Genomic DNA, 21,294 nt, shown 5'->3' with positions numbered 1-21,294 from the left:
CGTCAGTCCAGGGAGGGGAGGTCGGGGACGTCGACGTCGATGTCCCCCTCCTCGGCACGCCGCAGCTTGATGTCCTCCACCCACGCCTCCGCGAACCGCCGGATCTCGTCCACCCGCTCCTCCGCCACCCCGGCGAAGTCCATGGAGTCCACGAACTCCAGCCGCATCAACAACTCCCCGGTGGAGAAGTCCTCGGTGTGCACCCGCCCCAGCGCCTCCAGCTCCCGGAACCCGTAGAGGTGGGAGACGGCGGCGACGTCCAGGATGTCCGCCGGCAAGCCCCGTTCGTGCAGGTCGCGCATCCGCAGCCCGGCGACGTCCGGCAGCGCCGCGACCAGCACGCCGCCGAGCTCCACCGGCGGCTCCTGGAGTGCCTCCTTCAGCAGTTCCACCTCCACGGGCTCCACCTCCGGCAGGCAGCCCACCTCCAGCAGCGCCGCCCTGGGACCCGCCTCGGCGACCCGCGCCTCCAGCCCGGCCTCCTCGAAGGCCCGTACGACGGCGTCGGTCACGTCATAGAGGGGCACGTCGGCCGCCGTCGCCAGACGGAGGATTTCTACCGAGTGCTCGGTAAGTCCGTGGGCCCGCGACGCGTCGCCGCCGACGAGCGCCAGCGCGTACCTCTGACAGACGGGCCGCGCGGCGGCCAGTAGCCGGTCCTTCACACCTGTCCTCGCCGCTTCCTGGTGGAGGGAAGGTCATGCCGTCCCGAGACGAACTCCTGGAAAGCGATCTTCGCGCGGATCACCGGCCGGCGCCAGCGGTCCTCGCGGTGGATGGCCTTGGCCAGCTTGCGCGGGTTGCGGCCGGCGAAGAACCAGTGGGCCCAGGGGGAGCCGGGACGCGCCAGCCGTACCGCGCTGACGACCAGCAGGAGCGGCACGAACAGGCCCACGAGCCCCGTCCAGATCTTGCCCTTCAGCAGCGTCACCACGGCGAGCAGGAGGTTGCAGACGATCACCAGCGTCGTGTCGGCCAGGCCCCAGAAGTCCACGACCAGCGGCCGCAGCCCGATCAGGAGGAGCCCGGTGACCGCGATCGCGATGAAGACGGCGTCGACGGAGGTTCGTCCCTCTTCCTCCCAGTAGACGTCGTGCAGGTGCAGGATCAGCGCGAACTCGTCCAGCACCAGCGCCGACCCCACCCCGAAGATCGAGGCCGCGACCGCGAACCACGCCTGCGACGCCGTGGCCACGACCAGCCCGGTCACGCCGCCGACCAGCATGAGCACGACGCCGAACACCACGTGGTGGATGTGCATCTCGCCCACGCTGACGTTGCGGAACCATCCGATCTTGGCCCGGATCAGCCGCACGTTGATGCGGGTGCAGACGAAGGCGCCGATGAGCGCGACGAAGAAACAGAACAGCGGAAGCCGCCCCGTCCCCACGATGCTGTGCTCGAACCAGTTCCCCATAGCCCTGAAACTGATGGTACGAGCAGTTCATCCACCGTGCGTGACGGCGGGGTCAGGCCGGGAGGCCCAAAGCCTTCTCCGCGGCCGTGATCGCGTTGCGGAACAACATCGCCACCGTGGTCGGCCCCACGCCGCCCACCCGGGGCGTGATCGCGCCCGCCACCGCCTCGACGGACTCGTCCACGTCGGGCAGCAGCCGCCGCCCCTCGTACCGGACGCCGCCGCCGACGACGACCGCTCCCGGCCGCACGTGCTCGGGCTGGATGATGCCGGGCACCCCGGCGGCGGCGATGAGGATGTCGGCCCGCTGGGTGTACCGGGGCCAGTCGGGCACGCCGGTGTGGACCACGGTCACCGCCGCGTTCGCCGTGGGCCGCTTCTGGCTGAGCAGCATGGCCAGCGGACGGCCGAGCGTGGCGCCCCGGCCGAGGATGACGACCTCGCGGCCCGCCACCGGGATCTCGTAGAAGGCGAGCAGCGCCTCGATCCCGGCCGGCGTGCAGGGCAGCGGGCCGGGCATGCCGAGCGCCAGGCGGCCCATGTTGAGCGGGTGCATGCCGTCGACGTCCTTGTCGGGGTCCATGGACTGCAGCGCCGCGTCGTAGTCGAGGTGCCGGGGCACCGGGTACTGGACCAGCAGCCCGTGCACCGCCGGGTCCTCGTTGTACGCGGCGATGGCCGCATGGAGATCGGCCTGGGTGGCGTCGGCGGGCAGGTGGGTGTGCGGGGAGTCGAAGCCCAGCTCCGCCGCCTGCCGCTGCTTGATCCTGATGTATCCGGCGCTGGCGTCGTCGTCCCCGACCAGGATCGTGGCCAGCGACGGCGTGACACCCTTGGCGGTCAGTACGGCGGCGCGCGCCGCGACGTCCTCCAGGACGCTCTGCGCCACCGGGCCGCCGGGAAGCATGCGGGACATGGCTCTCCTCGCGACGTGGTCGCCCAGGCGGTCGGCTTCCACGACGAGCTCCCCGATGGTCGATTCCATCCTCTGTGCCGCCAGTCGCGCTCCTTCTAGGATGCCAGAAGGCTCAGGACAGGAAGCCGCGCAGGAGCGCCGCGGTGCCCTCCAGGTGCTCGGAGACGGCACGCCGCGCCGCCTCCGGGTCGCCGGCCAGGATCGCCGCCACAATGGCCTCGTGCTGCATGGCCGCGTGGTCGATGTTGACCTGGAGCATCGGGATCGCGTTGAGCAGGTCGCTGACCCGCAGGCGGGCGTCGGCGCAGGCGGCGGCCAGCAGCGGCGAGCAGGTCAGTTCGGCGATCGCCAGGTGGAAGGCGGTGTCGAGGCGGCGGTAGTCCTCGGGGCCGGCGGCGTTGAGCTCGTCCAGGCGGGCGCGCAGGATCCGGCGGCGGTCCTCGTCGAGCGGGGCCGTGGCCAGCACCTGGGCGGCGCCGCACTCCACGGCCATGCGGAAGGTGAGGGCGTCGGACAGATCGTCGTCGCCCATGTCGGTGACGACCTTGCGCAGGGCTCCGGTGCCGGGCTGGGGCGGGACGTAGGTGACGAAGGCGCCGCCGTAGCGGCCGCGCCGTACGTCGAGGAAGCCGGAGTCCTGCAGGGCGCGGATCGCCTCGCGCAGCGTCACGCGGCTGATGCCGAGCTGGACGGCGAGCTCGCGTTCGGGCGGGAGCTTCTCGCCGGGCGCGACGACGCCCAGCTTGATGGCCTGGAGCAGCCGCTCCACCGTCTCCTCGAACGCGTTGCCCGCGCGCACGGGGCGCAGCACCGTCAACGGGTTCACGCTTCGCTCCCCCCGCCCCGCCACAGGGCCTTGACAATCGATCCCGCCATGGACCTCAATGGTCTAACACTAGCCCAATCAACGGGAAACCGCCGTGGCCAGATCGGAGCATCCTCACGTGAGCACCGGATTGTTGTCCGTTTCCGACCTGCGGGACGAAGTTGCTGCTGGGCGCATAGACACCGTATTGCTCGCCATCGCCGACATGCAGGGAAGGTTGCAGGGAAAGCGGCTCTCCGCCCGGTTCTTTCTGGAGGAGGTGCTGCGGCACGGCTCCGAGGGCTGCAACTACCTGCTCGCGGTGGACGTGGACATGAACACCGTCGAGGGCTACGCGATGTCGTCGTGGGAACGCGGGTACGGCGACTTCGTCATGAAACCGGACCTCTCAACCCTCAGGCGGATTCCCTGGCAGGAGGGCACCGTCCTGCTCATGGCCGACCTGACCTGGGAGGACGACACCGACGTGACCGCCTCCCCCCGGCAGATCCTGCGCAAGCAGCTCGCCCGGCTGGACGAGCGGGGCCTGCGCGCGTTCGTCGGGACCGAGCTGGAGTTCTGCGTGTACGAGGACTCCTATGAGGAGGCGTGGAAGCGCGGATATCGCGACATGTCCCCCGCGAACCTCTACAACGTCGACTACTCCCTCCTCGGCACCGGCCGCATCGAGCCGCTCCTGCGCCGGATCCGGCAGGGCATGGAGGGCGCGGGCCTGTACGTGGAGTCGGCCAAGGGCGAGTGCAACCTGGGCCAGCACGAGATCGCCTTCCGCTACGACGAGGCGCTCAGAACCTGCGACAACCACGCGATCTACAAGACCGGCGCCAAGGAGATCGCCGCCCAGGAGGGCCGCTCGATCACCTTCATGGCCAAGCCGAACCAGCGTGAGGGCAACTCCTGCCACATCCACATCAGCCTGCGCGGCACCGCCGGCGAACCGGTGATGGCCGGCGAGGGGCCGCACGGCATGTCCGAGCTCGGCGCCCGCTTCATCGCCGGCCAGCTCGCCTTCCTGCGCGAGCTCACGCTCTTCTACGCGCCGAACATCAACTCCTACAAACGCTACGTGCCAGGCAGCTTCGCCCCGACCGCGGTCAAGTGGGGCGTGGACAACCGCACCTGCGCGCTGCGCCTGGTCGGCCACGGCCACTCGCTGCGGGTGGAGAACCGGGTGCCGGGCGGCGACGTCAACCCGTACCTGGCCGTCTCCGCGCTGATCGCGGCCGGCCTGCACGGCGTCGACCACGAGCTCGACCTGGAGGACGCCTTCACCGGCAACGCCTACGCCTCCGGCGCCGAGACCGTGCCGCACACGCTGCGCGACGCGCTCGCCCTGTTCGAGGGCTCGAAGCTGGCCAGGGAGTCCTTCGGCGAGGACGTCGTGGCCCACTACGCCAACAACGCGCGCGTCGAACTGGCCGCCTTCGACGCGGCGGTCACAGACTGGGAAATGTTCCGCGGCTTCGAGCGTCTGTAAGGGACCAGCATGAAGATCATCAATCCGGCCACGGAAGCCGTCGTGGCCGAGGTCGAACTCGCCGACGCGGCCGAGGCCGACCGGGCCGTGGAGCGTGCCAAGCGGGCATACGCGGGCTGGCGCCAGGTGTCGCCGGGTGACCGGGCGAGGCTGCTGCGCCGGTTCGCCGACCTGGTGGACCGCCACGGCGAGGAACTGGCCCACTTGGAGGTCGCCAACGCCGGCCACACGATCGGCAACGCCCGCTGGGAGGCCGGCAACGTCCGCGACGTGCTGCACTTCTACGCCGGCGCCCCGGAACGCAACCACGGCCTGCAGATCCCGGTGCCCGGCGGCGTGGACGTCACCTTCCAGGAGCCGCTGGGCGTCGTGGGCGTGATCGTGCCGTGGAACTTCCCCATGGTGGTCATGACCTGGGGTGTCGCGCCGGCGCTGGCGGCGGGCAACACCGTTGTGGTGAAGCCGGCCGAGTGGACGCCGATGACCGCGCTGCGGCTGGCCGAGCTGGCGCTGGAGGCGGGGCTGCCGGAGGGCGTGCTCCAGGTGCTGCCGGGGGCGGGCGAGGTCGCCGGGGCCCGGCTGGTCGAGCATCCGGACGTGGCCAAGATCGTGTTCACCGGCTCGACCGAGGTGGGCAAGGAGATCGCCGCGAAGGCCGCGGGCCACGTGAAGCGCTTGACGCTGGAGCTAGGCGGCAAATCCGCAAATATCGTCTTTCGGGACTCTGATCTCGAAAAAGCGGCGAAAAGTGCGCCGTATGCCGTGTTTGATAACTCCGGGCAGGACTGCTGCGCCCGATCGCGCATCCTGGTCGAGCAGGCCGTCCATGAAGAGTTCCTGGAGAGGCTGGGCGCCGCCGTACTGGAGGTGAAGGTCGGCGATCCCCTCGACGAGAGCACCGAGATGGGGCCGCTGATCAGCGCCGAGCACCTGGAGCGCGTGCGCGGGTTCGTCGAGCGGCCGCATCTGCAGGGCGCCTGCCCGGACGGGCCCGGCTACTGGTTCCCGCCGACCGTCCTCACCTCGCGGGTGACCGACCGCGCGTTCACCGAGGAGATCTTCGGGCCCGTGGTGTCGGTGGTGGCCTTCCAGGACGAGGCGGACGCCGTACGCATCGCCAATGACACCCCCTACGGCCTGAGCGGGTCCATCTGGACCCGCGACGTCGGCCGGGCGCTGCGGGTGGCCCGCGCGGTCGAGGCCGGAAACCTGTCGGTCAACTCGCACGCGTCGGTGCGTTACTGGACCCCGTTCGGCGGCTTCAAGCAGTCGGGGCTGGGCCGCGAACTCGGGCCCGACGCCCTCAGCGCCTTCACCGAGACCAAGAACGTCTTCATCTCCTGGGAGTCATAGACATGCAGCGTTTGCAGGACCGCGTCGCCGTCATCACCGGCGCGGGCAGCGGGATCGGGCTGGCCACGGCGCGCAGGTTCGCCGAGGAGGGCGCCCGGGTGGTCTGCGTCGACATCGACGAGGACGCCGGCAAGCAGGCCGCGGAGGAGGTCGGCGGGATCTTCGTGCGCGCCGACGTGACCGCCGACGAGGACGTCGCCCGCATGTACGCCACCGCCTTCGACACCTACGGCAGCGTCGACATCGCCTTCAACAACGCCGGCATCTCGCCGCCGGACGACGACTCCATCCTGGAGACCGGCATCGACGCCTGGCGGCGCGTGCAGGAGGTCAACCTGACCAGCGTGTACCTGTGCTGCAAACACGTCCTCCCCTACATGCGACGGCAGGGCAAGGGCTCCATCATCAACACCGCCTCGTTCGTGGCCGTGATGGGCTCGGCTACCTCGCAGATCTCCTACACCGCGTCCAAGGGCGGGGTGCTGGCGATGTCGCGCGAGCTGGGGGTGCAGTTCGCCCGCGAGGGCATCCGGGTCAACGCGCTGTGTCCCGGCCCGGTCAACACGCCGTTGCTGCGCGAACTGTTCGCCAAGGACCCCGAGCGCGCCCAGCGCCGCCTGGTCCACGTGCCGGTCGGCCGCTTCGCCGAGGCCGCCGAGATCGCCGCCGCGGTCGCCTTCCTCGCCAGCGACGACGCCAGCTTCATCACCGCCTCCGAGTTCCTGGTCGACGGCGGCATCTCCAGCGCCTATGTCACCCCCCTCTGATCTGTCGCGTCGGACTTCTGCTCTGTTGTGGCGGGTCTGACGCGTTTGATCCGTTACGGCAGAGCCGCCGCCCCCGCCACCCACCGCACGGGGCGGGCGGCACTCCAGGGCCACGGCCGGCGGCCGCGCGGGGCGGGCCACCGCGACGACCCACGCCGGCCCACTCCCACGGCAAGTCCGACACCCACGGCCCAGCCCCGCCCGACGCCCACGGCCCAGGCCCACCCGATACACGCGCCTCGGACCACCCGACACACGCGCCTCGGGCGGTCCGCCCCATATGCCTCGGGCAGTTCGGCCCATGCGGCTCGGCCGCCCGATGCCGGAGGCCCCTGGCGGTCCGATGCGTGAGGATGTGAGTATGCGACCGGTTATCGGGATCACGTGTTATGTGGAGCCCGCGCGGTTCACCGTGTGGGAGATGGACGCGGCGCTGCTGCCGTACATGTACGTGGAGCAGGTGGCGGCGGCCGGTGGGCAGCCGGTCATCCTGCCTCCGGCCGGCGATCCCGCCGGGCTCGTCGGCCGGCTCGACGGTCTCATCGTGGCCGGAGGCGGTGACATCGATCCTGCCCGGTATGACCAGGCTCCGCATGATCGCGTGTCCTATGTCAGGAAATTTCGTGATGAGGCGGAGTTTGGGGTGATGGCGGCGGCCCTGGAGGCTCGGGTGCCCTTCCTGGGGATCTGCCGGGGCCTGCAGGTGCTCAACGTCGCCCTCGGTGGTTCGCTTCACCAGCATCTGCCCGACGTGACCGGACACGAGGGCCACTCCCCCGCGCCCGGCACGTTCGGACACCTGCCCGTCACCGCCGAGCCCGGCACCCGCCTGGCCAAGGTGCTCGGCGAGGCGCCGCTCCCCGTGCCCCACTACCATCACCAGGCCGTGGACCGCCTGGGCGCCGGTCTGACCGTGAGCGCCCGTGCCGAGGACGGCACCGTCGAGGCGGTCGAACTCGACGCCCACCCCTTCGCGCTGGCCGTTCAATGGCACCCCGAGGCGGGCCGCGACCCCGCCCTCTTCCACGCCCTGACCGCCGCCGCCACACCCTGACGGGACCCCGCCAACGCCGGAAGGGGTGGCCAGTCAAGTCCGGGGGTCACAACTTCCGCAAGGGCCCCGGATCCCGCCGCCGCGGTAGTACACGAGGTAGGACGGGTCATGTCGGCCCGGTGAACGCCAGGTCAGCAGCCAATTCTGAATTGGGTCTTACTGGAAAGCTTCTTTACTTTTACTCTCGAAGTGTGGAGCTCGAGGTCCGGCATCTCAGAGTCGTATGTGCGATCGCGGACACCGGGAGCATCTCCAAGGCGGCGACGTCGCTCGGGATGTCCCAGCCCGCGCTCGCGGCGCAGCTTCGCCGCATCGAGCGGCAGTTCGGCGGCCCGCTGTTCGAGCGGGGCCGCGAAGGAACGACGCCCACGCCCTTGGGCCGCTGGCTGTTGTTGAGGTCGCGCTCCGTCTTACCCGCCTTCGACGACCTGGCGCGTGACGCCCGCCGCCACGCGCGGGACGAACGCGACACCATCCGCGTCGGCTGCGCCCTCACCCGGCTGGCCATCTACGCGGCCAAGGCCCTGCGCCGCCTGTTACCCGAGGCCGACATCAGCCTGCGTACCGAGGAGACCACAGAGGTCCTTCCCGGTCTGCTGGAGTCGGAGCGCATCGAACTGGCCACGCTGGACGACTATCCCGGCCACGAGTTGCAGCCGCCCCAGGGCGCCGTCTACGCCGAGATCGCGGTCGAGCCGGTCTTCGTGGGGTTGACGGCCAGTCACCCTCTGGCGGCGCACGACGAGATCGATCTGGCGGATCTCGCCAAGGAGCAGTGGGCGCAGCACGCCCTGCTGGAGTCGGGTCCGCGCGAGCATTTCTGGACCGCGTGCGCCGATCACGGGTTCTCGCCGATGGTCGGGTTCAAGGTGGACCTGAGCGTGGCGCTGGACCTGATCGCGGAGGGCCGCTGCGTCGGATTGTTCCAGGCCACGAGCCCGGCGCGGGACGGCATCGTGATCAGGCCGCTGGTCGGATCGCCGATGAAGATGCGTCACCTGATCGGCTGGACCGAGCACGGAGCGCTGGCTCCGCACTCCAAGGACCTCGTCCAGGCGGTCACCAAGACCTATTGGTCAGAGGCGATGCGCAACCCCACGTACAACGCGTGGCTGCGGCGACATGGCGCCCATAGTGTGACGTTATGACAAATTGTGGGGTTACGGTGCGTGAGCCCCTGATGTCAGCTTGGGGTTGACTCCAGCCAGATTCACACCCCCCAAGGAGCCACGAGAGTGAACCCCAAGCTCAAAGTGTCGGCCGCCGCGTTACTCGCGCTGGCGCTGACCCTGGTACCCCAGGCGGCGCAGGCCGGACAAGATCCCCCAACCCCAAGCGAGTCCAAGAGCGCCGTCACCTCGGCGCAGGGCGCGCTTGCCGCATTCGCTCCTTCCTTGCGCACAGCGCAGGATGACGCATACCAGCTCCAGGCGAACATCCCCGGCGCGAACGGCATCCAGTTCCTCACCTACTCGCGCACCCACAAGGGCCTGCCCGTCTACGGCGGCGAGGTGGTCGTCACGACGGATGCCTCCGGCCAGTCGGTCACCGACGTCACCACCGGCCAGCGGGCCGTCATCAACGTCGGCACCACGCCGAAGGTGAGCGCGGCCACCGCCGCCGCCACCTCGCAGGCGCGGATCAAGAAGGTCGACAGCGTCAGCGCGCCGTCGCTGGTCGTCCACGCCGCGGGCAAGACCCCGAGGCTGGCGTACGCGACCACGGTCACCGGCCCGTCCAACAACAGGACCGTCTACGTGGACGCGCTGACCGGCGCGGTCATCGACGAGGTCGAGCTGGTCAAGGCCGCCGAGGGACGGGCCCACTACGTCGGGACCGTCCAGATCGACACCCAGGCCACCTCGATGGTCGACCCCAACCGCCGCGGCATCCAGTGCGGCGGCCAGAACGGCTCCGCCTTCACCGGCTCCAGCCCCTGGGGCAACGGCGGCGCCACCGACCTGACGACCGCCTGCGTCGACGTCCTCTACGGAGTCCAGAAGGAATGGGACATGCTCCGGGAGTGGGTCGGCCGCAACGGCATCAACGGCTCCGGCGGCGGATTCCCGGCCCGTGTCGGCCTCGCCCAGGCCAACGCGTTCTGGAACGGCTCGTACACCAACTACGGCCACAACGGCGCCAGCGGCGCCGCCCGCAAGAACCTGGTCTCGATGGACGTCGTCGGCCACGAGTACGGCCACGCCATCTTCCAGACCACGCCCGGCGGCGCGGGCTCCGGCAACGAGGCCGGCGGCCTGAACGAGTCCACCGGTGACATCTTCGGCGCCGTCACCGAGCACTACGTCAACAACCCGAACGACCCGCCGGACTACCTGGTCGGCGAGGAGCCGGCGCTGGGCGGCGGCCCGATCCGCAACATGTACAACCCGTCGGCTCTCGGCCACCCGAACTGCTACACCCCGGGGTCCTTCCCCGAGGTGCACGCCGGCGCGGGCCCGCAGAACCACTGGTTCTACCTGATGGCAGAGGGCACCAACCCTCCGGGCAAGCCCGCCAGCACCCGCTGTGACAACGGCCCGGCGATCACCGGCATCGGCGTCCGCAAGGCCGCCCAGGTCTTCATGAACACCCTCAACAAGAAGACGTCGCCGTGGACGCACACCAAGGTCCGCGTCGCCGCGTTGCAGTCCGCCAAGGAGCTGTGGCCCGGTAGTTGCGCCGAGTTCAACGTGGTCAAGGCCGCCTTCGACGGCATCCGCCTGGGCGCCCAGTCCGGCGAGCCGACCTGCACGGCCCCGACCGACGACTTCTCGCTCACGCTCGATCCGGCCTCCGGCCAGACCGATCCCGGCGGGCAGGTCACGAGCACGGTTAGGACCACGGTGACCAGCGGCAACGCCCAGCAGATCACGCTGCGCGCCGGTACCCTGCCCAGCGGCGTCACGGCCCAGTTCAACCCGGCCACGATCACCGCCGGCCAGACCTCGACGCTGACGCTGACGACCTCGGCGGGCAGCCCGGTGGGCGGCCACGCCGTACAGGTGACCGCGGACGGCACCGCCGTCGACAAGAACGCCACCTACAACCTCACGATCGGGCAGGTCCAGAACGACTTCTCGTTCGCGGTCAGCCCGGCCTCCGGCTCGACCCAGCCGGGCGGCTCCGCCCAGACCGCCGTGAACACCGCGGTGACCAGCGGCTCCGCCCAGCAGATCACGCTGGCGGCCTCCGGCCAGCCCTCGGGCGTGACCGTGACCTTCAGCCCGGCCACCGTGACCGCGGGCCAGAGCTCGCAGGTGACCGTCGCCACCACCTCCGGCGTCGCGGCGGGCTCCTACCCGATCACGCTCACCGGCACCGCCGCCAGCGGCAGCAAGACGGCCACCTACACGCTGACCGTGGGCAGCACCGGCACCGAATGGGCGCCGTACACCTCCTACACGGTCAACCAGGTCGTCACCTACCAGGGCGCCAGCTACCGCTGCCGGCAGAGCCACACCAGCCTGCCCGGCTGGGAGCCGCCGAACGTGCTCGCACTCTGGCAGCCGCTGTGAAGAAACTCCTAGTGTCAGGGCTGGCCACCATCGTGGTGGCCGCCCTGGCCCCCCTCGCCGGCGCCACGAGCGCCCAGGCCGTCGCGGCGCCGCCCAACATCCCGGTCGCCAACGTGACAGCCCACCTCAGCCAGCTCCAGTCGATCGCCTCGGCCAACGGCGGCAACCGGGCCTCGGGACGTCCCGGGTACACCGCCTCGGTCAACTACATCAAGGGCAAGCTGGACGCGGCCGGTTACACCACCCGGATCCAGACCTTCAGCGGCGGCAGCAACCTCATCGCCGACTGGCCGGGCGGCCCGACCAACCAGACCATCATGCTCGGGGCCCACCTCGACAGCGTGGCCGCGGGACCGGGGATCAACGACAACGGCTCGGGCTCCTCGGCCCTGCTGGAGATCGCCCTGACCCTGGCCGCCCAGCGGCCGACGGTGACCAAGCACGTCCGGTTCGGCTGGTGGGGCGCCGAGGAGCAGGGCCTGATCGGCTCGCGCTACTACGTGCAGAACGGTGGTGCGGCGGGCGTCGAGGCGTACCTCAACTTCGACATGACCGGCTCGCCCAACCCGGGCTACTTCGTCTATGACGACGACGTGGCGCTGCAGCGGCTGTTCAACGACTACTACACCTCGATCGGGGTGCAGACCGAGCCGGAGCGCATCGGTGACGGGCGCAGCGACCACGCCTCGTTCAAGAACGCGGGCGTACGCGTCGGCGGCGTCTTCACCGGGGCGAGCGAGCGCAAGACTGCCGCCCAGGCCGCCAAGTGGGGCGGGCAGGCCAACCAGTCGTTCGACCGCTGCTACCACTCGGCGTGCGACACCTACCCGTCCAACATCAACACGACCGCGCTCGACCGCAACGCCGACGCGGCCGCGCACGCGCTGTGGACCCTGGCCGTCGGCCAGTCGCAGCAGAACGACTACTCCATCGCGGTGAGCCCGGCCTCGGCAACCCTCCAACCGGGCCAGTCGGCGACGACGACGCTCACCACCGCGGTCACCTCCGGCCAGGCGCAGCAGGTCAGCCTCTCCGCCGGCAACGTCCCGGCCGGGGTGACCGTCTCCTTCAGCCCGCAGACGATCACGGCGGGCCAGTCCTCGACGGTCACGGTCGCCGCGTCCGCGGCGGCGGCGAACGGCAGCTATCAGATCGCCCTCAACGGCGACGGCGCTGACAGCGACCGCTCCGCCGCGTTCAACCTGACGATCGGGCAGGTCCAGAACGACTACTCGTTCTCGGTCAGCCCGGCCTCCGCCTCGGTCCAGCCGGGCGGCAGCGCGAACGCCACCGTCAACACCCAGGTCACCTCCGGCCAGGCCCAGCAGATCACGCTGACGGCCTCAGGAGCGCCCCAGGGCGTGACGGTGAGCTTCAGCCCGGCCACCATCACCGCGGGCCAGACCGCCGCGGTGTCGATCGCGACCACGTCCTCGGTCGCGGTGGGCAGCTACCCGATCACGCTCAACGGCGACGGCACCAGCACGGACCGCTCGGCCACGTTCACTCTGACCGTGGGCAGCACCGGCAACGAATGGGCGCCGTACACCTCCTACACGGCCGGCACGACCGTGAGCTACCAGGGCGCCAGCTACCGGTGCCTGCAGAGCCACACGAGCCTGCCCGGCTGGGAGCCGCCCGGCACACCCGCGCTCTGGCAGCGCATCTAGAGGAGCATGTACGGCCGGCGTCCCGCCAGGCGCCGGTCGTACAGACGTGGCCGGGAACCGCTGGGGTGTGCCAGGTTCCCGGCCACACCTCGTGGCCGGCCGTTCATCCGGGGGGACGGCCGGCCGCGTCGTGTGCGATGAAAGACCCGCTAAAGGCAGGGCAAGCGACACGCGGGACACCTGAACCTCTCGGCAAACACTGATCACCCCACCCTCCAAGCTCGGACATTTCCGGACACTTCCCCCTTAGGCTCGCCACCGTTGTCCGGAACCCGTCCCCCTCAGGAGGGAGCCCGAGCTTTTGTCCAGCGACCTGGTGATCATCGCCGCGCTCGTCGCCGTCTCCATCGTGCTGGCCCGCTTTCTCAGCACCAGGTGGCGGCTGCCGCCCCTGCCGTTCCTCGTGCTGCTCGGCATGCTCGTGGGCATCCTGCCCTGGGTGCCGGTCGTGTCCATGGACCCCTACGTCGTCCTGACCCTGCTCATCCCGCCCCTGCTCTACCACCACGCCACCTCGCGCAGCGCGCCCCGCGAGTCGCGCGCCGCCTGGCGGCCGATCATGCTGCTGGGCGTCGGCCTCACCCTGGCCACCGCCGGCGCCGTCACCCTCGTCGCGCACCTGCTGCTCCCCGGCCTGCCCTGGGGCGCCGCGCTGACCGTCGGCGCCGCCCTCGCACCCACTCAGGCGCTCGTCCTGGACCGGCTCGGCGCGCCGGAACGCGTGCTCACCGTGCTGCGCGGGGAGAGCCTGATCAACGAGGGCGTCGCGGTCGTCCTGCTGGCCATCGGCCTGGAACAGCTCAAACGCCCCGAAACCGTCTCCGTGGCCGCGCTCCAACTGGCCGGCGCGATCGCCGGCGGCGCGCTGGCCGGCCTCGCGATCGGCTGGGCCGTCGTGCACCTGCGCCGCCGCCTGGCCGACTCGGGCACGCTGATCGTGCTCTCGCTGGCCACGCCGTTCGTCGCCGAGGTCAGCGCGAGCAAGCTCGGACTGTCCGGCCCGCTCGCCGTCACCGCCGCCGGCTTCTACGTCGGCGCGCGCGGCCGCCTCTTCCACACCCCCGCACGGGCCACCGAGCGGATCACCTGGCAGGTCCTGACGTTCCTGCTCGGCGGGACGCTCGCGGTCCTGCTCGGGCTCCAGCTCCGCGACCTGGGCGCCGCGCACTCCGGCCTGCCGATCGCGACGGTCCTGCTCGTGACCGCCGCCCTGCTGGGCGCCACCTTTCTGGTACGGCTGGCGTTCGCGCTGGCCGTGGACCGGCGCAACGTGCGGGCCGTGACATTGGGCGGCACCCGGGGGGCCTCGACGCTGGCCATCGCACTGGCCATCCCGGCGCTGCCCGCCCAGGACGCGTTGATCTTCGCCGCCGCCTCGGTGGTGCTGGTCAGCGGGTTCGCCCTGCTCACGTGCCGCTCCGCCGTACCGGAGAGTGGGGGTTTGGCGGCGCCGGAGGAGGCGCGGGCGCGGCAGGCGGCGGCCGCGGCGGCGATGCGCAGACTCGACCAGATCTCCCACCGGCTCGACACCGGCACGCTGTGGGCGCAGCGGCAGTTGCTCGCGGTCGAGGCGCACACCCGCGCGCCCCATGACCTGCGCGACGAGCTCGCCAGGGCGCAACGCGAGACGCTCGGCCAGATGTACACAGAGGGCCGCATCGGCGCCACGACCCTTCACAAGCTCACAGAAGAGATCGATCTGCGCGATCCACACGCGACAACACCCCCGTGACGGCACTAGGCTGGACCAAGACACCGGTGAACCCGTGCGGGAGAGCGTTCTGACAATCCGGTCAGAGCCCCTGAAGGAGCAAGCCCTCCCCGCGAACCTCTCAAGGCAAAGGACCGCTCGGGCGAGGTGCCTCTGGAAAGCAGGCCTCCGGGCCTCGCCGAAGGTGAAAGTCCGGCAAAACCCGGGCGAAGCTCTCAGGCATCGATGACAGAGGGGGAGGATGCTGGCATCCGACCCTGCCCTGAGGTGCGAAGACCAATGTCCCGACCGACACCGTTGCGAGACGTTCACGAGAGTCTCGGCGCGACGCTGACCGACTTCGCCGGCTGGCTGATGCCGCTGCGCTACGGCAGCGAGTCCGCCGAGCACAACGCCGTGCGCACCGCCGCCGGACTGTTCGACCTCTCGCACATGGGCGAGATCTTCCTGACCGGCCCGCAGGCCGGCGAGGCCCTCGACTACGCGCTCGTCGGCCACCTCTCGGCGCTCGTCCCCGGCCGGGCCCGCTACACGATGATCGTCGGTGAGGACGGCGGCGTCCTCGACGACCTGATCGTCTACCGGCTCGCCGAGGACCGCTTCATGGTCGTGGCCAACGCCTCCAACTACCTCCTCGTGGCCCGCGAGCTGACCGCGCGCGCCGCCGGGTTCGACGCCGCCGTGGACGACCAGTCCGAGCAGTGGGCGCTCGTCGCCGTGCAGGGTCCGCGCGCCCAGGAGATCCTCTCCACGCTCACCGACGCCGACCTTGAGGGGCTCAAGTACTACGCGGGGCTGCCCGGCGTGGTCGCCGGCGCCCAGGCCCTCATCGCCCGCACCGGCTACACCGGCGAGGACGGCTTCGAGCTGTTCGTCGCCAACGAGGACGCGGTGCCGCTGTGGCACGCGCTGGTCAAGGCGGGCGAGCCGTACGGGCTGATGCCGGCCGGACTGTCCTCGCGCGACACGCTGCGTCTCGAGGCCGGCATGCCGCTCTACGGCAACGAGCTGTCCACCGCGCTCACCCCGTTCGACGCGGGCCTGGGCAGAGTGGTGAAATTCGACAAGCCCGGTGACTTCGTCGGCAGGGCGGCGCTGGAGGCGGTCAAGGACGACCCGCCGCGGCGGCGCCTGGTCGGACTGGTCGCGCACGGGCGCCGGGTCCCCCGCCACGGGTACCCGGTGACCAAGGACGGCGCCGTGGTCGGCGAGGTCACCAGCGGGGCCCCTTCCCAGACCCTGGGTAAGCCCATCGCGATGGCCTACGTGGACACTGGTGTCAGCGAAGGCGTGGCCGTGGACATCCGGGGCAGCCAAGAAGGCATGGACCTCGTCCCATTGCCCTTCTACAAGCGCAGCGCCCGTTCGTGACGGGCGAGAATCAGTAACCAGCAGGAGGACGTAAGTGAGCAGCATCCCTGACGAGCTGAGCTACACCAAGGAGCACGAATGGGTGGCCGGTCTCGACGACGGCCTCACCGTGACCGTCGGCATCACGGCCTTCGCGGCCGAGGCCCTGGGTGACGTCGTCTTCGTGCAGCTTCCCGAGGCGGGCTCGAACGTCGAGGCCGGCGACTCCATCGGCGAGGTCGAGTCGACCAAGTCGGTGAGCGAGATCTACGCGCCGGTCGGCGGCGAGGTCACCGAGGTGAACCAGGCCGTCGTGGACGACCCCTCGCTCGTCAACAGCGAGCCCTACGGCGAGGGCTGGATGTTCCGGATCCGCCTCCAAGGCGACCCGGAGGACCTTCTCTCGGCCGAGGAGTACGGAGCACTCACCTCCGGCGACTCCTGACCACCCGCCGGGGTCCGCCACCGGGCCCCGGCACCGCCCTCCCCCCTGTTGCGGAAGGACGCATCAATGGCGATCAGCGTCTTCGACCTCTTCAAGATCGGAATCGGCCCGTCGAGCTCGCACACCGGCGGCCCGATGGCAGCCGCGCACAAGTTCGCCCGCGGCCTGCACGAAGACGGCCTCCTGGAGCGGACCGCCCGGGTCGAGGCCATCCTCTACGGTTCCCTCGGCCTGACCGGCAAGGGTCACGGCAGTGACAAGGCCGTACTGCTCGGCCTGTCCGGCGAGAAGCCGGAACTCGTGGACGTCGACACCGTCGACGAACGCCTCGCCGCCATGCGCGCCGCCGGCACCGTGCGTCTCTACGGCGAGCGCGAGATCCCGTTCGTCGTGGGCGAGGACCTGGTCTTCGAACGCAAGATCAGCCTGCCCGAGCACCCGAACGGCATGCGCTTCACCGCCTTCGCCTCGGACGGGGAGAAACTCCGCGAAAAGGTGTACTTCTCCGTGGGCGGCGGCTTCGTCGTCGACGAGAACGCCACCGGCGCCGACCGCATCAAGCCCGACGACACCGTCCTGCCGTATCCGTTCACCACGGCGGAAGAGCTCCTGAAGCACTGCCACAACACCGGCCTGTCGATCTCCGGGCTCATGCTGGAGAACGAGAAGGCGTTCGGGCGCAGCGAGCAGGAGATCCGCGAGGGCATCCTCAACCTTTGGCGCGTGATGGCCGAGTGCGTGCGGCGCGGGATCAGCAAGGAGGGCGTACTGCCCGGCGGTCTGAAGGTACGGCGCCGCGCCCACCAGCTCCACCGCCGGTTGTGCAGCGAATCCCCGGAGAAGGACCCGCTGCAGACGATGGACTGGGTGTCGCTGTTCGCCTTGGCCGTGAACGAGGAGAACGCGGCAGGAGGCCGCATCGTGACAGCCCCGACGAACGGCGCGGCGGGCATCATCCCTGCGGTTCTTACGTATTACACGCGCTTTGTCCCGCAGGCGGATGATGAGGGAGTGGTCCGCTTCTTGCTGACGGCCGCCGCGGTCGGCGTCCTGTTCAAGGAGAACGCGTCGATCTCGGGTGCGGAGGTGGGCTGCCAGGGCGAGGTCGGCTCAGCGTGCTCGATGGCCGCGGCGGGCCTGACCGAGGTCCTGGGCGGCACCCCCGAGCAGGTGGAGAACGCCGCAGAGATCGGCATTGAGCACAACCTTGGGTTGACCTGCGACCCGATCGGCGGGTTGGTCCAGATCCCGTGCATCGAACGGAACGCGGTGGCCAGCATCAAGGCCATCACGGCGGCCCGCATAGCCCTGCGAGGCGACGGCCGCCACTTCGTCAGCCTGGACAAGGCCATCAAGACGATGCGCGACACAGGCCGAGACATGCTGGACAAGTACAAGGAGACATCCCGAGGCGGCCTGGCCGTCAACGTGATCGAGTGCTGACAGACAAGGTCTTCACAAGCCGCGCTTCGCGCTTCAGAGTTCAGGGCTGACTGGCAAAGGTCCTCCCTATTGGGCGCTTCGCGCATTGGGGTCGGGCTGTGACTGTGGGGCTCTGCCCCACACCCCGGGCGAGGGAGAACCCTCGCGCTCCCCACGTGGCCGAGGTCCTGCTGTTGCGCCTGCGTTGAGGCTGCCTGAGGATGTGGCTTCGGCGGCCCTGCGCGCACCGCAACGCCCGCCGGTTGATCAAGTCCTACCAAGAGGCCATTGGCGGACCGTACGAGCCGCGTGGATTGCGGGCAGATGCGACTGCCGTCGTAACTGCCGGACAACATGCGGAACAGATGGCGTTCGCCGACGTCAAAATCGCGCACGCGAGCCGGGCCTCCGCCCCTGAGCGTGTGCTGTGGATAATGCAGCCGTCAACTGCCCCAGCGGCGCCCTGGCGGCCATCGGTAACGAGGGCTCACAGGGATACGATCACCAAGTGGCGCCATCCAAGAAGTCGATCTCGGTGATGGCTTCGGCGAAGTGGCCGGGCTCGGCGTGCAGGAGTTCGTCGGTCCGGGTGAGGGGGACCCCGGCTTCGGCCAGGGTCTTGATCCGGATCAGGTCGACGACCGCGGCGGCGCCGTACTGACGATATCCGGATGCGTCCCGCTCCGGCTCGGCCAGCAGGCCGAGGTGGTGGTAGTGGCGGACGGCGCGTACCGTCACTCCGGCGTGGGCGGCGAGCTGGCCGATGGTGAGCACCCGTCCATCCGCCCGTCGCACATCAGGTGGGCCATGGCGTCAAACCTGACGAGGTCCTGGAGGGTGGTGATGAGGTCGCCTGCCGCGTCGGCGGCCGTGAGGTTCCGTTCGGGCGTTTCGACCGGGTCTGAGCTGTCGGGGAAGTCGGTTTAGCCCGTTGGGTGCGGGGGTTGGGAGCTTGGGGTCGTTGCCGGGTGTTCTCGGCCGGTGTGGGCCGCTGCGAGCAGGCCGGGGACGCTTTGGCGTGGATGGCCTGGAGGTCGGACTTCAGGACCGATCTGTCGTATCTGGTTGACATGGAGTCGGTGCTCGACCCCTGACGGAGGGTCAGGGTCAAGAGGGGTTCGGTCTTCGCGGTGGTCTCAACCAGTCTTCTTGCTCAGCGTTCCGCGCGCCTCGCCGTCGTTGTAGCTGTAGTGGAGGGTTCCGTTGGGTCGGTACTCCAGGATGACAAGATCTTCGTCACAGGAGTGATCACCGTCCGCAATCCTTTCCTGGACAGACAATTCACGTGATGAGACTTCATAAAGCCTGATGACGCCCCTGCAATCAAATGTCTCATATTTGACCTTTCCTACCGTCTGGCCGAGTCCACCTTTCTGGATCTGGATCTCTACTGGAAAAGGGGTATCGAGGTCCTCATCGTCCACCAGACCTACCCACGTCCCGACAAACGGTAATGGGACTGCCTTAATTTGAGAATCGGCAACCTCCGGAACTACTTGGGTGACCGCTTCGCCGGGTTGATGATGAGGCGACGGCACGGGCGGGTTAACCCTCGAACCTTGACCCTTGTCGCCGCCGTTGATGAGGCTCAATCCGGCGATGAGCAGGGAGACAACCGCGACGACAAGTCCAGCGATCTTCACCCAGGGTGGATCCCAGGGACGTTGATGCTTGCGTCTGCCCATCTCACACCTCAGACATTGGTTGCCGTCCGTTGGAAAGCGCATCCCAGGCGTGGCGTGCCGTGGCATCCTGGCCGCAGATCATTTGCGCGCTGACCAACTTAATAGACACCCAGTGACAACGGGCGTAAACCGACTATCCGATTTCCGTTTACTGCGAGATGGGGTGCCGAATCGCGTGGTCGTACCATCGCGTGCTGAGCTGACCACCCAGGAAGCAGCCGACGTGCTGAACGTCTCCCGCCTCTTTCTGATCAAGCTCCTGGAGTCCGGAAAGATCCCCTTCCGGCTGGTAGGCAGGCGTCGGCGAATCGCCTGTGAAGACCTTCAGGAGTACAAGCGTCGCGCCAGTCGGCTCAGCGCTCTCGGGCAGGAGTTGGGCGGCTGAACATCCGTGCGGGGTGAAGCCGAGGCGTGATGGGCACCTGTCAGCGCTGGCGCCGAAGAGTCCAGAACAGCCAGTTGCTCTGGGCCGCGCACGTGGCCACGTCCCACCCCTGGCTACCGAGTTCGGACAACACCGAGACCACCTCGTCGTAGCTGCCGGACAACACGCGTTCGTCGCCACCGGGCAGGTTGACTCTGATGGCGTTCGTGTCCCACAGCCACTCGACCAGGCCGAACTCGTACGTGAACATCGCTGCCCCAGATCTGTCTGCCGCCACGGGAATTCAGGAAGATAACACGATCTTGTGCCCTGGATCGTCATATCTGACGCCCAGTTCGCCGATCATCATCCGGTGGTCAACGCACGACACGCCCCGACGCCCATCTGTGGATCTCGTTCAATCTGCGAGCTCATCACGTGCAGGCACAGACGGTCCTAGAGGCGCCGTGGGCGTTCACGTTCGTTGGAGCAGGTCCTCGGTGTACGCCGCCAGCCGCCCAGCCGCCAAAGGGTCCAGGGTTTTCAGGGTGGGATCGACCACCCGCCCCCGATCGAAGGCGGACAGCGCCGCCTCCGGAGGGTGGTCGATCCAGTCCACGATCGGCCGCACCGCCTCCGCCACCGGACGGGCGAAGAGGCGGGCGAGCACCTTGAGGGAGCCTCTGATCAGCGGATTCTCGTGTCCACCGGTGCCGCTGCGGGTGAAGCCCGGGTGGTAGAGGACGTAGCGGGCCTTGCTTCCGGCGGTGTCGGCGAAGGCCACGCCGAGCAGGTCGTTGGCCCGTCCGGCCTGGAGCTGGGCGCGGATCCGGCCGTAGCGGCGGGTCAGTTGGGGGTCGTCCCAGACGATACGGCCGGCCGTGTTGCCCACCCCGGCGACGTTGACGATCACCGGGGCCGGGGCGGCGTCGAGGAGTGGGATCAGGCGGTGGCTGAGCAGGTAGCGGCTCAGGTAGTACAGGGCGAAGGTGTACTCCAGGCCCTCCGCGCTCTCCCGCCGCCGCGGGCTGACCCGGTTGGCGAACAGGGTCAGCGCGTCCACGGAGTCGCAGGATTCAGCGATGACGGCGACGACCCGCTCGACCTCGGCGATCGAGGACAGGTCGGCCTGGACGAAGCGCAGGTCGCCGCCTCCGGCCTGGGTGCGGAGCGCCTGTCCCTTCGCCGGGTTGCTGCCGATCACGATGACGCGGTCGCCGCGCGCCAGCCGTTCCAGGGCGCTCGCGCGGCCCATGCCGTCGGTGCCGCCACTGATGATCACGGTCTTGGGCACGGTGTTTCTCCTCCGTAGGCTTCAGCGA

General features: G+C 69.5%; 20 protein-coding genes and 2 riboswitches. Of the genes, 12 read left to right on the top strand and 8 right to left on the bottom strand.

The window, feature by feature from the left end; all coding sequences use genetic code 11:
• Positions 1 to 2: 2 nt before the first annotated feature.
• From ACIBEJ_RS45040 to ACIBEJ_RS45025, 4 genes are all read right to left on the bottom strand, one after another.
• Entirely contained in the window at positions 3 to 665 is a 663-nt protein-coding gene (locus ACIBEJ_RS45040) for a hypothetical protein (RefSeq protein WP_397189123.1), read from the bottom strand.
• Positions 662 to 1,417, bottom strand: a complete 756-nt coding sequence (locus ACIBEJ_RS45035; RefSeq protein ID WP_397189122.1) for a hypothetical protein — start codon at positions 1,415 to 1,417, stop codon at positions 662 to 664. Before ACIBEJ_RS45035 ends, ACIBEJ_RS45040 begins: the two co-directional genes overlap by 4 nt.
• Positions 1,418 to 1,469: 52 nt before the next feature.
• Positions 1,470 to 2,333 carry a bifunctional 5,10-methylenetetrahydrofolate dehydrogenase/5,10-methenyltetrahydrofolate cyclohydrolase gene (locus tag ACIBEJ_RS45030; RefSeq protein WP_397189199.1) on the bottom strand — a complete coding sequence of 288 codons (864 nt, stop codon included), beginning with the start codon at positions 2,331 to 2,333 and terminating at the stop codon, positions 1,470 to 1,472.
• A gap of 14 nt (positions 2,334 to 2,347) precedes the next feature.
• Positions 2,348 to 2,431: riboswitch (ZMP/ZTP riboswitch) on the bottom strand.
• 14 nt (positions 2,432 to 2,445) lie between these two features.
• A complete protein-coding gene (locus ACIBEJ_RS45025; RefSeq protein WP_397189198.1) occupies positions 2,446 to 3,150 on the bottom strand; it encodes a FadR/GntR family transcriptional regulator in 705 nt (234 codons plus the stop codon).
• Positions 3,151 to 3,277: 127 nt separating this feature from the next.
• Between ACIBEJ_RS45025 and ACIBEJ_RS45020 the strand changes: the two genes are divergently transcribed.
• The 11 genes from ACIBEJ_RS45020 (at position 3,278) to ACIBEJ_RS44970 (ending at position 17,944) form a co-directional block, all read left to right on the top strand.
• Positions 3,278 to 4,636 (top strand): glutamine synthetase family protein, encoded by a 1,359-nt coding sequence (locus tag ACIBEJ_RS45020; protein WP_397189121.1) that lies wholly within the window; start codon positions 3,278 to 3,280, stop codon positions 4,634 to 4,636.
• Positions 4,637 to 4,645: 9 nt separating this feature from the next.
• Positions 4,646 to 5,989, top strand: a complete 1,344-nt coding sequence (locus tag ACIBEJ_RS45015) for an aldehyde dehydrogenase family protein (RefSeq protein ID WP_397189120.1) — start codon at positions 4,646 to 4,648, stop codon at positions 5,987 to 5,989.
• 2 nt (positions 5,990 to 5,991) lie between these two features.
• Positions 5,992 to 6,756: a 3-oxoacyl-ACP reductase gene (locus ACIBEJ_RS45010; protein WP_397189119.1), complete on the top strand. Its 765-nt coding sequence runs from the start codon at positions 5,992 to 5,994 to the stop codon at positions 6,754 to 6,756.
• A gap of 361 nt (positions 6,757 to 7,117) precedes the next feature.
• The gene (locus ACIBEJ_RS45005) at positions 7,118 to 7,810 is read left to right on the top strand and encodes a gamma-glutamyl-gamma-aminobutyrate hydrolase family protein (protein WP_397189118.1); all 693 of its coding nucleotides are present in this window, start codon (positions 7,118 to 7,120) and stop codon (positions 7,808 to 7,810) included.
• Positions 7,811 to 8,001: 191 nt separating this feature from the next.
• The gene (locus ACIBEJ_RS45000; protein ID WP_397189117.1) at positions 8,002 to 8,958 is read left to right on the top strand and encodes a LysR family transcriptional regulator; all 957 of its coding nucleotides are present in this window, start codon (positions 8,002 to 8,004) and stop codon (positions 8,956 to 8,958) included.
• Between the two features lie 87 nt (positions 8,959 to 9,045).
• Positions 9,046 to 11,325 carry a M4 family metallopeptidase gene (locus ACIBEJ_RS44995; protein WP_397189116.1) on the top strand — a complete coding sequence of 760 codons (2,280 nt, stop codon included), beginning with the start codon at positions 9,046 to 9,048 and terminating at the stop codon, positions 11,323 to 11,325.
• Entirely contained in the window at positions 11,322 to 12,995 is a 1,674-nt protein-coding gene (locus ACIBEJ_RS44990) for a M28 family peptidase (protein WP_397189115.1), read from the top strand. The genes ACIBEJ_RS44995 and ACIBEJ_RS44990 overlap by 4 nt, the downstream gene beginning before the upstream one ends.
• 301 nt (positions 12,996 to 13,296) lie before the next feature.
• On the top strand, positions 13,297 to 14,727 hold the full coding sequence (locus ACIBEJ_RS44985) for a cation:proton antiporter (protein WP_397189114.1): 1,431 nt from the start codon (positions 13,297 to 13,299) through the stop codon (positions 14,725 to 14,727).
• Positions 14,728 to 14,754: 27 nt separating this feature from the next.
• Positions 14,755 to 14,853, top strand: a riboswitch (glycine riboswitch).
• A gap of 132 nt (positions 14,854 to 14,985) precedes the next feature.
• Positions 14,986 to 16,077 (top strand): glycine cleavage system aminomethyltransferase GcvT, encoded by a 1,092-nt coding sequence (gcvT, locus tag ACIBEJ_RS44980; protein ID WP_397189113.1) that lies wholly within the window; start codon positions 14,986 to 14,988, stop codon positions 16,075 to 16,077.
• Between the two features lie 34 nt (positions 16,078 to 16,111).
• On the top strand, positions 16,112 to 16,501 hold the full coding sequence (gene gcvH / locus ACIBEJ_RS44975) for a glycine cleavage system protein GcvH (protein WP_397189112.1): 390 nt from the start codon (positions 16,112 to 16,114) through the stop codon (positions 16,499 to 16,501).
• 66 nt (positions 16,502 to 16,567) lie between these two features.
• A complete protein-coding gene (locus tag ACIBEJ_RS44970; protein WP_397189111.1) occupies positions 16,568 to 17,944 on the top strand; it encodes an L-serine ammonia-lyase in 1,377 nt (458 codons plus the stop codon).
• Positions 17,945 to 18,424: 480 nt separating this feature from the next.
• Here ACIBEJ_RS44970 and ACIBEJ_RS44965 read toward each other — a convergent pair whose 3' ends face one another.
• Together ACIBEJ_RS44965 and ACIBEJ_RS44960 are read right to left on the bottom strand one after the other, a co-directional pair.
• A complete protein-coding gene (locus ACIBEJ_RS44965) occupies positions 18,425 to 18,697 on the bottom strand; it encodes a MerR family transcriptional regulator (RefSeq protein ID WP_397189110.1) in 273 nt (90 codons plus the stop codon).
• Between the two features lie 362 nt (positions 18,698 to 19,059).
• Positions 19,060 to 19,566 (bottom strand): hypothetical protein, encoded by a 507-nt coding sequence (locus tag ACIBEJ_RS44960; protein ID WP_397189109.1) that lies wholly within the window; start codon positions 19,564 to 19,566, stop codon positions 19,060 to 19,062.
• Between the two features lie 91 nt (positions 19,567 to 19,657).
• Between ACIBEJ_RS44960 and ACIBEJ_RS44955 the strand changes: the two genes are divergently transcribed.
• The gene (locus ACIBEJ_RS44955) at positions 19,658 to 19,993 is read left to right on the top strand and encodes an excisionase family DNA-binding protein (protein WP_397189197.1); all 336 of its coding nucleotides are present in this window, start codon (positions 19,658 to 19,660) and stop codon (positions 19,991 to 19,993) included.
• Between the two features lie 40 nt (positions 19,994 to 20,033).
• Here ACIBEJ_RS44955 and ACIBEJ_RS44950 read toward each other — a convergent pair whose 3' ends face one another.
• Positions 20,034 to 20,243: a hypothetical protein gene (locus ACIBEJ_RS44950; RefSeq protein WP_397189108.1), complete on the bottom strand. Its 210-nt coding sequence runs from the start codon at positions 20,241 to 20,243 to the stop codon at positions 20,034 to 20,036.
• A 204-nt stretch (positions 20,244 to 20,447) separates the two neighbouring features.
• Positions 20,448 to 21,266 carry an SDR family NAD(P)-dependent oxidoreductase gene (locus ACIBEJ_RS44945; protein WP_397189107.1) on the bottom strand — a complete coding sequence of 273 codons (819 nt, stop codon included), beginning with the start codon at positions 21,264 to 21,266 and terminating at the stop codon, positions 20,448 to 20,450.
• Positions 21,267 to 21,294 lie beyond the last annotated feature (28 nt).

Origin of the sequence: Nonomuraea sp. NPDC050790 (assembly GCF_044456745.1) — a bacterium.
Taxonomy (GTDB): Bacteria; Actinomycetota; Actinomycetes; order Streptosporangiales; family Streptosporangiaceae; genus Nonomuraea.
The sequence above is the reverse complement of the archived record's forward strand: the minus strand, read 5'-3'. Positions and strand labels throughout refer to the sequence as shown.